The following is a 12,924-nucleotide window of genomic DNA, read 5'->3' on the forward strand; positions in this document are numbered from 1 at the left end:
TCATCACCCCCTTGCAGCCAGCACAGTAATCCCTGCTGCAAAAGCACCGAGGCAGATCAGCAGAAAAAGAATATCCTGCACATGAAAGCCCAGCTTACAGATATTTGTCCGCTTCACAGGGCCGCCCAATCCCCGTGTGAGAGCTGCCTGAGAGAGTTCCTCACCAATTTTGACGGAGCAGATCATCATGGGGACAATCCGATACTCTAAAATCGCACCGGCTTTTCCGCCGCCAAAGCGGATACCACGCATCCGCATGGCGTCCCCAATGGCGCTCCATTCTTCTGCAACCGTAGGGAAGAAACGAAACATCACGGACATGGGAATAGTGATTTGCTGCGGCAGGTGGAGCCGTTCCATTGCCGCGACAAATTCACTGACCGTTGTTGTTGTCACAACGAAATATCCCATAACCACACTGGGCGTAAACCTCAGCAGGATACCAACGATGGCTACTGCAATATAGTTTGCTACACCGGTCAGGCGGGACAGGCCAAACATTTCCAGGCACAGGCTGCCCCCTAAAATCAGGATATAGAGAACAGCGCCTTTCCATTTCCTGGCCGCTGATAAAAGCAGCAGAGGGATGGCCGCCAGCACAATGATGTAATACTGCATGATACCTTCATACGAACCGCCTAAAATAAAAACGGCTATGGTAATCAGTACCGCCAGTTTTGTCCGGGGATCTAATAAAATTCCACTGTTGTTTTTCCCACTTGCAAGAAGTTCGCGGCTCATTACACAATTCCCGCCCGCTCAAAGTGCTTTTTGAAAATCTTTTGTCCAATCAGGCCACCCACAAGACCGCTGACAAAAGCAGCTGCCAGAAGTACCGGCAAAATCCAGTCAGGCATATAGGCCATGAGCGTGTTGGCATACTCCTGACCATAACCGGGAAGCAGGCTCTGGTAGTAAGCGTCACGCGTCACAACAATGGGAATAAAGGCACCGATTACCCACATGGAAAAAACGCCGTGGATCAGCACTTCACGCTTGGCGTTCTTGTAGTCACAGGCTTTCATCATAAAATCGGAAATCAGGCCGAAGATCAGCCCGGTGGGAATGCACCAATAGCCCATGCCGGTCAGCAGCATGATGATACCGAGCAGTACCCCGCAGATGGTAAGCATACCGAATTTCTTGATTTTGGAGAAGAACAACATCATCGGAATACCGCCCACAAGCGGCACGATCACGCTGATAAACGGAATGAAAATCGGGATAAAACCGATAGATGCCGCCGCAAAAATGACGATAAAATAGATCGCCGTGAAAATACCGATGTTAATTAAATCCTTTCCCTGCAATTTGTTCATTGCGAAACCTCCTAGTATGATTGCTTTCTTTTCAATTAGAATTCGCTAACCAGTTCTAATGGTAGCACACATCCGGCAATGCTTCTATGCACATATCGGTATTTTAGGCCCGTATAGCAATGAGTTTTGACCTTTATTCCTGAACAGCCATTGACCGGAAATTTCTGTGCCGGTATAATAATATCAGAGATTCTGCATGATGAAAGGGGTGAAACAGTTGCGTGATATACTATACAGCATTTTAGAAAACAGCAATTCCGTTTCAGGTGTGACTTTGAAAAACAATCCAAATAGCAGTGAGCTGCTCTTAGAGCAGGCAAACGGTAAAGGACGCATGACATTTCATCCTCTCTTTCCAGGCCTGACATTAGCTTTTATTTTTATAAATACTCCTGTGTGGCCGGAATCGGATGCAAATTCTGAGTTAAAACCATTGCTGATAAACTATTGTATTTCCGGCAGGAGTGAACTGCTGCTCGATGATGACTCTTACATTTACCTGAAGAAAAACGACTTTTGTGTCAGTGGACAGACGGCGCAGAAAGAGTACATCTTTCCCACACGGCAATATCAGGGCATAAAAATATACTTTGACCTTTCGCTCCTATTGCAGTCCTGCGGCGAATTGATGAAATCTTTTTCGATTGATCTCATGCGTTTGGAAGAAAACTATTGCGCGAACCATAAAACATATATCAACGAAGCGGACAACGAACTGGAAAATATATTTCAGAAACTCTGGCGGCTTTCTGAAAGGCCGTCTGCCTTCCATTTGCAAATCTATACACTTGAACTTCTCCACCGGCTTCTCAACATGGAAATCCGGCCTCCGAAAACCTGCGGCTTCTACACAGAAACGCAAGTGGAGCTTGCAAAAAGGACAGCAAAAATTCTGTCAGATGATCTTCGCCAGCACATCCCTGTAAGGCAGATTGCAGAACGCTTTTCGGTCAGTGAAACCAGCCTGAAAAACTATTTTAGAGGCGTATATGGTCAAAATGTATCTACTTGGCTGCGGGAAATCCGCATGAATGAAGCCGCCAGCCTTCTCTCTGCCACAAAGCGTCCGATTGCCGAAGTATCAGAGCAGGTTGGCTACTCTAATCAAGGGAAATTTGCAGCCGTGTTCAAAAAGCAGTTTGGTCTTTCGCCGCTGGAATATCGACGGTCAAAGAATTTAGAAAGCAGATAAGCTTAAAGCCGGGATTTGCCGCTTGACAGCAGAGTCACGACCTTACTTATGCTTATAATCTCATGCGTAAATTATTTCTTGAAAGATAATTTTAGGATATGCGGCATATAAAAAGATTATAAAGAATTGATTTCAGGCAATTGACAAAATGTATTTAAATATTTGAAAGAACAAAATTTCCTGCTTCATACGGGAAGTGAACAGTTATGGATGTCGTAAGAGATTATACAATCTGCATCGACAGTAAAAAATGTATGGCACCAAGAAAACTGTCGATTCCAGAAGGCATTTTCGAGATAAAGCTGGATTCATGGAGGTGTTAAAGAATGTGTTACCTGATTGCTAAAGATATTCATTCTATAGGATGTATTGCACTTCGAACAAATCACGGTGCGCACTTAGCTGAATACAAAAGGAAACTATTGCATCTGATAGATGATGACAGAATACAACTTGTTACAATCAGCCGTCCCTCGGCCTATGGAGAGTACGCTCCCTATCGGTTCGTGGAAACTGAAGAGAAATTCACAAAGGCTGTATTGGCAATGTGAAAATAAAGATGGAGGAGGCATCTATATGGCAGCAACGATTCAAGAAAATCTTGTTATGACAGCTAAAAATGATAAGAGCGCCACAGAACGAGTAAAAAAACGAAAGACCATTAAAGAACTTTTTAATGGTTTTCATGGCAATTATATTCCAATAGAAATAGATTGGGGAAATCCTGTTGGAAAAGAGATATGCTGACTGGCTCAGAAATAATATACTTGTAACTGACAATGTATGATATTAGAGCAGCTCTGCCACTTAAGATTTTAAGGGGTGTCTATACCATATCTTTTTCTGCGGTGAAGCCCTGCCATCTTATCATAAGTAGAGCAACCCCGCTGAATATTATGGAGGTGCATAATTGTGAATGGACAGATAAAGAAATATAGAGAAAGCCTTGCAAATACACCTGGTCCTGTTCTCCTGACCGAAGAGCATAATAAGCTGGATTTAAAGGGACTCATGTCTTATGCAGCCAGAAAAGGGGAAAAGGTTATCAATCTCTCTGAAGAAGAAAAGAATATGTTTATGCGCAGGAGCTAATAGCCACCATTTTTCCGTATAAAGGCTTGGTCCGATGCCACAGTGGCATCTCTCCCACTCATTCACTGTAATTCATGTAGAAAGCCTTCAGTAAACTATTTGAGTGCAAAAATAGTCTGTATACAAGGCGGATTAATGAAATATTGACTTATAAGTGTAACAAGTGTATCATAATTATAAAAAGAGTTACCGATAGACGGTTAGCCCAGGTGATAGTTAAGAATAATCGCAAACCTTGGCTGCGGGGCGGTTTCTTTTTGTTATCTTAATTACAAGAGTGACGCTCGCTACGAGTATAATCACGAACTGAAAAAGTCCTTTATATGTAACCATAGCGATCACCCCTTCCTTTTGGAAGGAGGGCTAACTGTCTATCATTTTTTTCAAGCAGTTCCTTCTGAATACACCATGCCAGAAAACAAATACTTGTACAAAGCAGCTTCTTGTTTTCTCAAAATATTGTGATATATTAAAGATGCCAGAAGAGAAAATCTTCTCTATACTTTGTATAGACACGCGATACAAGGAGCGTACCGCCGTCAGTCTGGAGACGTTAAAACTATGCATAAACTTTACGAAATAGTTGATTTCGCAGGAAAGTGAAAGGCTTTCAACTGGGTGGCACGCCCCCCCCCAATAAACCAGACAGAAAGAGCCCTGACAAAAGTGGGGCTCTTTTTTGCTGGAAAATATAACTGTTTGTTTAATTTCCATACTTTCTGTATACAATTCTTGACCATCTCAGTATGAGCAAACTGCCACCTTTGGCTCCAAATGGGCACTGTCTCCCATTCCTGACTATGAAAGCCTGAATAATAATACTCCCCTTGCCTCCAACTATATTTTTCCCATCACCGGATGGATTCGGGATTTTTACCCGTTAGAAACGTGCGCTGCCAAGCGACTCAGATAGAGCTTCCAGCAGGCTTTCAGGCTGCAAATCATACAGCCGCCCAGCCATGCATTCATCGGAATAATACACGACATAATTGCAGCCTTCCTTTATATCTTTATTATGTTACAATTATGTCGTATTATCAAAATTTGAATTTTTACAGAATTTCACAATTTTGAAAACAACAGGGGCTATGTCTATATTCTTCTCAGAAATCACGGAAAGTACAATACATTCTCATCTTCCTCCTCTGGAAAAGCCATGGGATCTTCGAAGAAATTATATCTCGCATCATACAGGAATGGCAGCTCGTCCCCTGCTTTCCCATACCTCTGTTTCAGAACCCGAACCAATATCCCGCGAGGCACCTCTGCTTTTTCAGCCGCCTCATCAAAATCCTTCTCTCCTACCCCGCACAAATCCATGGCAATCACAACATCGCAGCTATATTCTATACTGCCAGAATCTTTAAAAGAAGCTAAGGATGCTTTGGAGTTGTACGCCGCTCGGTTGAAACTGCTGATCAGCAGTACAGGCACATCTGACGATTCTGCAAGCGAAAATAGCCGCTGCAGGTTGTAGTCTACTATCTGCTTATCCGTCCATCCAGAAGCGCCATCTGGCATCTGCAAAAGCTGCAGGTAATCAATTATGATAAACGGATGCTGACCCGTCTTACCTACCCATTCTACAATATAGTCCGCTATATTGTCTGCCGTCCAGGGCTTCCCATTTTTGTACCTTTGTTCCAGAACCTGCAGGTTGGCATTCTTTTCTGCCACCATTTCAGCCGCAGCGCTTACAGCTTTCCAGTCGTTTTCTGTATATTCTGCCAAGCATTCTTTATTGAGCAGTTCCTCGACTGTTTTTTCCGTGTACTCAAGCTTTTCATCATTCTGGCTGTTTATGTACGTCTGCCGACTCACTGCTTTGGCCGCAATATGCAACATCCGCATCTCCAGGCTGAACAGCAGTACTGGGATTCCACTTGCGGACATATTCTCTGCTATCTGCTGTACAAAAGTCGATTTTCCGAGACTCGATATTGCACCCAGGCAATGCAGTCCTGCAGTAAACCCTCCCCCCAGAGATTCATCTAATGCCGGAAATCCTGTTGGATAATGGTTTTTGCATCTCAAGATATGAGATTCTTTGTCTCCAAACATATGCTTTGCAAACAATCCAAGATTATTTTTCTTTTCGTCTACTGTTCCATGATTGCAGTTTAATTCTGTCATAGCATATCTCCTTCCTGCTTATAGCAGCTAAAGCTACAGCTAATGCACTTTGCTGTGAACCTACTGGTTTTTGCTGCCGTATAATATAAAAATTCTATACGCAATAAAGCTTCTTTCTTATTGCAGTAAAATACAATTTTACAGTATTTTTTGGAGTGAGGTATTGACTTTAGACAATACCTCTCCACTCCTACTTACAATATTATACTTATAAGATACTTACAAGTACTTACACGACTTATTCCAAGCACTGAAAATTCCCGTAATTACGGCGTTTTTAGGGCTTTTTTACACGCTGACGTGTAAACGTTTTTTTCCTTCCGTGTAAGCGTTTTTTACTTATCGTGTAAAGGATTATTACTTGGCGTGTAAACTGTTTTTACCTATCGTGTGATATCTTTTTACTTATCATGTAAACACTTTTTACCTATCGTGTAATGCATTTTTACTTATCGTGTAAACACTTTTTACCTTTTTTCAAAAAATATTTGATATCCCATGGTTGGAGATGTTGGGTTTTTGCTACCCCCCTGACGATATATTTCATACTCAGAAATAATTTCTTTCTCTTTGAAAAGATCAAGCGTAGAAGCGACAACTTTGTTAATCGACTTCTTTTTCTGCCTCCAATTTACGGTATCATCCGGCACATATCCGAGTTCCGGGAACAACCCTCTTTCCTCTCCTGTCTCCTTGTCCTTCCAGTAAAAAGAAATCTTGTTGCTGAAAAGCCTGTTTTTCTCATTTCTCATCTGCATTACTCGCTTGATCACGTACCTTTTGATCAGAATCGCATCATCCGTATCCGTAAACAGAGCATGGGTGTCCATTAGCTCTGCCGGAACATCTATCAGCTGATGCAGGCTCTCTGCATAGCAGTACAGTGCCGGCTTTTCCAACACCGTGTAAGCATGTACCTCTCTTCCATTTGCGGCCAGTCTTGCTTCAACAGATGACAGTGGCAGCAGATATGATTGATAAATCAACTTTTCATACTTCTTTTCTTTTCCCTTTGCATTTGCCTTCTCCCCGCAATCGATCCTGATATGGGTAGAGCGAAGTTTCTCCAGGCTTTTCACAATCATATTGATTTTTCTCGGCGTTGCCCTTTGGGACATGTTCCCGGAAAGTACCTTGCAAATCCATTCCGGCGTTACCACCATCACACCTGCGCTAATGATCGTATAGACCGCATCCATTACGGCCATATCGAACTGCGTGATGTTTGGATCCGTAAGTGTAATATTAGGATCCGTTTTAAGATTCACCAGATTCACGATATTGTCCGTGATTGTAATCTTCATGGAGACACCTTTATCCGTGATATCCGGATACTCTTTTGTCGCAATGAGCCGCCCTATTTTTGTGTTGTTTAGATACTGCTTATTAATACTCAAAATTGGCAAATTCTCCTTCTCTTCCATGTAATATTCTCCTTTCTTCCAGCCCTGTTTAGGCCTGCAGCAGCCCATAGGTGTTAACGCTTGAGACTGCTGCAAAAAACACAAGGCTCGTTCAGGAAAATAACCTAAAAACGGAGATTATCTCGAAATCGGGAATATTGAGAAATAAATTATTTTAAATTCCCAAGATACGCATACAAATCATCGTTTACCAAAAGAGCAATCGCTGCATAATACGCTGCATCGTTGTTGAGATTCAGCCTCATCAAAGGGTAATATCTCACAAAGGAATTCTCGTTTTTTTCAACATCCTCGAAAATTTTTCCCCAGTCACTGTCGCGGATCAGAACAGCATCATTTTCTTCCGCCAGCCATTTACAGCGTACTATTGGCTCTTTCTCCATTAAACTCTTATATTCTTCTTCCTCCAAAAGACCTGCACAGAAAGCAGCAAGCTGCTTCAGAAACCCTTCAATTTTGGGCGTTATCGTATTTCCTGGTTCAAACTGCAGGAGATCCTGATACTTATAAATATCATACTCGTATGCTTCCTTATTCATTTCTTCCCTTTTTTGCTCTATCAGCTGGCGGAACGTCTCTGCAGTGTCTTTTCGAGCAGCCGCCTTCTTATCCTCCGGGGAATCTTCCAGCGATACATGGACTTCTCCTTCTTCTGCCTCTTTCGCAAGATATGCATCTATCAATTTATCCACTTCGCACTTTCCCTGCAGCCCTCTCCTTAAAGAGTTCCTGATTTTCTCAACAGGAATATATCGATCTACCTTTTTGTTAGAGGCGCCTCCGAATATTACCTGTGCGAACAGAGTCGCAACACTATACGGTCTCGCTTCATCCTGATTAATCTTCAAAACACCTTCACAGTTTTTCTCCTTCAAGTGCAGTTTGGCATCCATAATCCGTATTACAAACTTTTCATAATCCAATTTCCCTTTGTGCACCAGCTCGTCCGCGAATCCACACAGCCTTTCCAGGTCAAATCCCCAAAGAAGATATTCCTGCATATATCTCAGGAAATTGCGGTCAAACCGTATCCTCCAATAGCTGTTACAGGCATCTTCTGAAAAGCTTCTGCGAAGAAATTTTCCAAACTCTGCATTCTTTGTTCCCAGATAAAGCTGTTCAAATACAAACATCTTTTCCTGTTCCGTGAGCGGCAGCCTGTCTACCCTTTTATAAAAGCCTTCCATGTCGCACTGGAGCGGAATTCCAATCGGCTCTTTCAGACATTGATTTGCCAGCTTAACAGCCTCCACACACTGCGCCCTGGTGATATCTCCATACAAAAATGCTTTTTCTCCCAAACGTTCTTCTATCAGACACCCAATAGCAACCATATAGATATGATATGGCTCTCCCTGCGTTTTTTCTCCCCATTTCCTATACACATTGTTGCAAATGGGATTATCCATTCCATATCTGTCCGGCTCTGGCAAATAAAATGGAAGCAGTCCCAGAATAGCGTCTCCGGCATCCGGGATTTCTTCTTTTATAAGATTTCTCTCCAAAGTATAGTTCTCTGCCACGCGGAGCGTTACAGAATCTCCCGCTGCTGTCCATTCCATACTATGTATCTCATTATTCCTTCCATAAATCCTTTCCTTTTCGACGGTTTTAACAAGACACATCACGTTTATTCCCCGGAATTCCACGCTCTTCTGTATACATACCAGAGGAAATGCATTTACAAGCTGCAGTGTTTCCTCGTAGACACTCTCCCATTCTTTCTGTGTAATTGATTTTGATAATGTCAACTGAATACAAACTCCCATAATTATCCTCCTGTTTATCTGATTTTTTCGTTTTCATTACTGTTTACGAATAACCACAGTAAACAAAAACAGAACCATCCAAAATAAATGCTCCCGTTATGCTTAAATTTTATATTCAACTATTTTAGTGTGAAAATAAAACCTGATACAGGTTAATACATAATCGGAACATATAATCATAATCAATCTAATCAAAACATCTACAACACCCCAATTTTACAGGCTGATTTCCACTTTATCCAATTAAGGATCCAAATATAGAAAGGCAAATTTGTTCCTGCGAATTAAGGGGGGAAAAATTCTTAGCTGCAAAGAAGCAGCAGAAAGGACGCGACTATGAAAAAGAATACTATGAAGAAACTGATGGTTAATGAAATCCAAAAAGGAATTCACAATTACGCACCTGTAGAGGAAATAAAACGCATCGACAAACAGATAGCAGACCTCCAACAGCAGATCGATTTTTTGATGCGCAGCAAAAATCTCCGCGCACTCCCGAATGCCGCACATAAAAGAAGATGTGGATTTTAAAAAACAGCAAGGCTTACACATAGAAGTCAAATTCTGAAAAAATCAATAAAAGTACAGGATATCAAGCATGAAACATAAACAAAAGAAAACGCAACAGAACAAGAGGAAGGTGACCACATGATACTGGAAGAAATATTTAATGGAAATTTTTATCCCGCTGAAACACTAATCACTGATACACCAATATACAACCAGGCAGTCAAAGTCTGCACCGACCTGATGGATACCTTATCAAAGCGGCTAAGCAAGGAAGACTATGAACTGGTCGAGGAACTGCAGTCACAGATGGTGATAGCCCAATGTGAACAAAGTGAATGCTATTTCAAGTATGGATTTGCAGTAGGACAGACGATTCATCAAGAAGCCTGCGATCTGATTCAACTGCAGAGCAGGAAAAAGAAATAATGATATAAGCCCGATTTTTAAGGACACAAGACTACTAACCGATTTGCACACAAAGGTCATTCGCAATTTAGTTGGCGGATGGCCTTTTTCGCCTGAAAATTTTTCTATTTTTAATAACTCAAGCTGCAATATTCTATGAAGTCACGGAGAAAATCAGACATCCAAAAATTCGTTATAAGGCTGCTCTGGGGTTACGCCTCTTTCTTTGCAGTCTTCCAGGTAATCATCGACGACACATTGAAAATCCTTTTTTAAATCTTCCATGAATTTCCCTTCATAGGACAAAAGAGACTTGATTCCAATAACCTTTCCAAAAAAGCAGTTATCTTCACCGGAAAACTCTACAGTCCCAATATATTTTCTGTAACGCATTAAATTACCCATCCTTTACCATCCTTTCTCAGCTTTTCAATCACCTGCAAGTGTCCTTCCGGCAGACTGCAAATTGAGACTTTCCTCAAAACGAACGGCATAAAAATTCTTCCTTCAACCAGCACTCTACCAAGAGCTTTGCCGTTTCCTTTGCTCTTTTTTCATTACACGCTTTGTAAGACTTTCTTTTACCATCGCTTAAATCCATATTTATCCATTCCAGTTTGCTCAGGCATTCCAAAACAGAAAATCCATCTGTTTTTCTTCCGGTAAAGAATCAATACTGCAAAATATTTTATCGCCTCATCACCTTGGGCCCGATTTCAAGTCACCAATATAGAGGGTTTTCCAAGTGGAACAAGGACTTTCAAAACCGTACTCAAATTCGGTATTGTACTCCCCTTCTCCATTCTAGCAATTATCGGCTATTTCACGCCACTCATCTTCCCAGGTTCTCTCTGAGAAATTCCCCTTTCTCTCCTGGCTTTAATTAACTCTCCAATAAGAGCCACCCGAAGATCACTTTCTGCAATTTCCTCTTCGGTAAACATCTCCTTGCGTACATTATCCCATGTCGTCCATTTAATACCATTCAATTCAACACTCATTACAAGCTTTTCCTCTTTATAATAGTTTAAGACAGAACATCGGGCACCACTATCTTCATAAAAAATTATCTCGTGCAGCTTAGTATTTCTCCACTTCTCTTATATGATACAAGGAAGTTGTCAAATTATCAATCCTAAAAAATTATCCGGCTGATGCAAATTCTTTCTTACTAGATAAGGCAATTCAAGTCAATGAAAAGTTAGTCAATTTTCAACTTGCCCTGAATACTATTTTAATTTCCCCTAAGATGAAAATAGTGCTTGCCAAGTGCAGCGGCATGATGCGCGTCGTACCCATAAATGGAAACCTCCTTCCTTCACGGTATTCTAAAAGACTTCACACATCGTGTACAGTCTCACAGCACATGAGATAATGAGATAGTACATGATACAACACATAATCTCCACAATTTGGTTAGGGCCAAGATAATAAGTAAGGTTATGACCATGTTAGTTCAAACCTCGTTATTGAAAATAAGTTTGATAACACTTGCAAAATCCCGTATAATAAGAGCATATATCCAACATTGAAAGGGGGCTGTTGCTCCTATGACAGAAGCTGAACTTCTGAAACTGATTCAAGGCGGCGAAAACATCCATGTGGAATTTAAAAAATCCACCCATGAGATCACGAAGGATGTGTACGACACTGTTTGCGCCTTTTCCAACCGGGACGGCGGCACTATTCTCCTGGGCGTCAAAGACAACAGGGAGGTTTTGGGCGTGGCCCCGGATGCGGTGGACCGCATGAAAAAGGATTTTGTAACTTCCATCAATAACGGGCAGAAAATCAATCCGCCCCTCTATTTGCAGCCAGAAACCTGTACAGTGAATGGCCGCACGCTGCTTGTCATTCAGGTGCCGTCCGGCAGCCAGGTCTGCCGCCATCACGGGCGGATTTTTGACCGCAGCCACGAAGCCGATATAGACATCACCGACAATTCCGATCTGGTGTACCAGTTGTACGCACGGAAAAGTGGCAGCTACTTTGTCAACAAAGTGACCCGTTTCCAGATGGACGATCTGCGCTCCGACCTGATCGAGCGCGCCAGAGCCATGACAGCCAGCCGCACGGCCAACCATCCCTGGAAGTCACTGTCGGACGAGGAACTGCTGCGCAGTGCCGGGCTGATCTTGAAGGACCCCGAAAGGCTGCTCGAAGGCATCACCCTGGCTGCGATTCTTCTATTTGGCAAGGACTCCACAATTCTGTCCGTGTTGCCACAGCACAAAACAGACGCTATCTTTCGGGTGGAAAACCTGGACCGCTATGACGACCGGGATGTGATCATCACAAACTTGCTGGAAACCTATGACCGGCTGATCGCCTTCGGGCAAAAGCATCTCAGCGACCCCTTTGTACAGGAAGGCGTTCAGAGTGTCAGCGCCAGAGACCGCATCCTGCGCGAGATCTGCTCCAACAGCCTGGCACATCGGGATTATTCTAGTGGTTATGTAGCAAAATTCGTGATCGAGCGTGACCGTCTCTACACCGAAAACGCCAACCGTTCCCACGGACACGGCGCTCTGCACCTGTCCTCCTTTGAGCCGTATGCCAAGAATCCGCCCATCTCCAAAGTGTTCCGCGAGATTGGGCTGGCAGACGAGCTGGGGTCTGGGATGCGGAATACTTATAAATACACAAAGCTCTACTCCGGCGGAACCCCGGAATTTATCGAGGGCGATGTGTTTCGCACGGTCGTTCCGCTGGCCCCGATTGCGTTGGCAAAGGTTGGGCCACAGGACACCACCCAAGTTACCACCCAAGTTACCACCCAAGTTACTACCCAAGTTGCGATTTTAGTCTTTTGCACAGAACCACGATCCAAGGTGGAAATCATGGAACATTGTGGGTATAAAAACGCAAAAAATTTTACCCAAAACCACCTTCGCCCTTTGATAGAAAGCGGACAGCTTCAAATGACTATCCCGGAGAAGCCAAGAAGCCGCAACCAGAAATATGTGGTAGTGCAAGGAGAGCCGCAGGATGATGGCTCCCATCACAGGTGAAAATTTATGTTTCACCTGCATGACCGGCAAAACGGATGACAGCGAGAATTATGCGATTGAATGAAATCA

14 protein-coding genes are annotated in these 12,924 nt (G+C 42.8%); 7 read left to right on the forward strand and 7 right to left on the reverse strand.

Annotated features, from left to right (window positions below; all coding sequences use genetic code 11):
• Nucleotides 1-3 precede the first annotated feature (3 nt).
• Together B5E82_RS02730 and B5E82_RS02735 are read right to left on the reverse strand one after the other, a co-directional pair.
• A complete protein-coding gene (locus tag B5E82_RS02730) occupies nt 4-741 on the reverse strand; it encodes an energy-coupling factor transporter transmembrane component T (RefSeq protein WP_087305868.1) in 738 nt (245 codons plus the stop codon).
• A complete protein-coding gene (locus tag B5E82_RS02735; RefSeq protein WP_087305869.1) occupies nt 741-1,319 on the reverse strand; it encodes an MptD family putative ECF transporter S component in 579 nt (192 codons plus the stop codon). Before B5E82_RS02735 ends, B5E82_RS02730 begins: the two co-directional genes overlap by 1 nt.
• Nucleotides 1,320-1,515: 196 nt before the next feature.
• Here B5E82_RS02735 and B5E82_RS02740 point away from each other — a divergent pair, with 196 nt between their 5' ends.
• The 4 genes from B5E82_RS02740 (at nt 1,516) to B5E82_RS02750 (ending at nt 3,603) form a co-directional block, all read left to right on the forward strand.
• The gene (locus tag B5E82_RS02740; RefSeq protein WP_242966230.1) at nt 1,516-2,511 is read left to right on the forward strand and encodes an AraC family transcriptional regulator; all 996 of its coding nucleotides are present in this window, start codon (nt 1,516-1,518) and stop codon (nt 2,509-2,511) included.
• A gap of 326 nt (nt 2,512-2,837) precedes the next feature.
• Nucleotides 2,838-3,062 carry a DUF6718 family protein gene (locus tag B5E82_RS18805; protein ID WP_087305870.1) on the forward strand — a complete coding sequence of 75 codons (225 nt, stop codon included), beginning with the start codon at nt 2,838-2,840 and terminating at the stop codon, nt 3,060-3,062.
• A 25-nt stretch (nt 3,063-3,087) separates the two neighbouring features.
• Nucleotides 3,088-3,258 carry an AbrB/MazE/SpoVT family DNA-binding domain-containing protein gene (locus B5E82_RS18065; protein WP_162610686.1) on the forward strand — a complete coding sequence of 57 codons (171 nt, stop codon included), beginning with the start codon at nt 3,088-3,090 and terminating at the stop codon, nt 3,256-3,258.
• Between the two features lie 165 nt (nt 3,259-3,423).
• The gene (locus B5E82_RS02750) at nt 3,424-3,603 is read left to right on the forward strand and encodes a hypothetical protein (RefSeq protein ID WP_087305871.1); all 180 of its coding nucleotides are present in this window, start codon (nt 3,424-3,426) and stop codon (nt 3,601-3,603) included.
• Between the two features lie 1,110 nt (nt 3,604-4,713).
• Here B5E82_RS02750 and B5E82_RS02760 read toward each other — a convergent pair.
• The 3 genes from B5E82_RS02760 to B5E82_RS02770 form a co-directional block, all read right to left on the reverse strand.
• The gene (locus tag B5E82_RS02760) at nt 4,714-5,736 is read right to left on the reverse strand and encodes a DnaB-like helicase C-terminal domain-containing protein (RefSeq protein WP_087305873.1); all 1,023 of its coding nucleotides are present in this window, start codon (nt 5,734-5,736) and stop codon (nt 4,714-4,716) included.
• 467 nt (nt 5,737-6,203) lie between these two features.
• On the reverse strand, nt 6,204-7,160 hold the full coding sequence (locus tag B5E82_RS02765) for a hypothetical protein (protein WP_087305874.1): 957 nt from the start codon (nt 7,158-7,160) through the stop codon (nt 6,204-6,206).
• Between the two features lie 149 nt (nt 7,161-7,309).
• A complete protein-coding gene (locus B5E82_RS02770) occupies nt 7,310-8,722 on the reverse strand; it encodes a hypothetical protein (RefSeq protein WP_140393068.1) in 1,413 nt (470 codons plus the stop codon).
• 543 nt (nt 8,723-9,265) lie between these two features.
• Here B5E82_RS02770 and B5E82_RS02775 point away from each other — a divergent pair.
• Together B5E82_RS02775 and B5E82_RS02780 are read left to right on the forward strand one after the other, a co-directional pair.
• Nucleotides 9,266-9,460 (forward strand): hypothetical protein, encoded by a 195-nt coding sequence (locus B5E82_RS02775; protein WP_087305876.1) that lies wholly within the window; start codon nt 9,266-9,268, stop codon nt 9,458-9,460.
• Between the two features lie 117 nt (nt 9,461-9,577).
• Nucleotides 9,578-9,865, forward strand: coding sequence for a DUF6809 family protein (locus B5E82_RS02780; protein WP_087305877.1), 288 nt, complete (start codon nt 9,578-9,580; stop codon nt 9,863-9,865).
• A 153-nt stretch (nt 9,866-10,018) separates the two neighbouring features.
• Here the strand turns inward: B5E82_RS02780 and B5E82_RS02785 are convergent, their stop codons facing one another.
• A complete protein-coding gene (locus tag B5E82_RS02785; RefSeq protein ID WP_140393069.1) occupies nt 10,019-10,249 on the reverse strand; it encodes a type II toxin-antitoxin system HicB family antitoxin in 231 nt (76 codons plus the stop codon).
• A gap of 413 nt (nt 10,250-10,662) precedes the next feature.
• Nucleotides 10,663-10,845 (reverse strand): hypothetical protein, encoded by a 183-nt coding sequence (locus B5E82_RS18675; protein ID WP_330398228.1) that lies wholly within the window; start codon nt 10,843-10,845, stop codon nt 10,663-10,665.
• 549 nt (nt 10,846-11,394) lie between these two features.
• Between B5E82_RS18675 and B5E82_RS02795 the strand changes: the two genes are divergently transcribed.
• The gene (locus B5E82_RS02795; RefSeq protein ID WP_087305879.1) at nt 11,395-12,855 is read left to right on the forward strand and encodes an RNA-binding domain-containing protein; all 1,461 of its coding nucleotides are present in this window, start codon (nt 11,395-11,397) and stop codon (nt 12,853-12,855) included.
• The last annotated feature ends 69 nt before the right edge of the window (nt 12,856-12,924 follow it).

It is taken from the genome of Lachnoclostridium sp. An138 (assembly GCF_002160765.1).
In the GTDB taxonomy this organism is placed as follows: domain Bacteria; phylum Bacillota; class Clostridia; order Lachnospirales; family Lachnospiraceae; genus Laedolimicola; species Laedolimicola faecalis.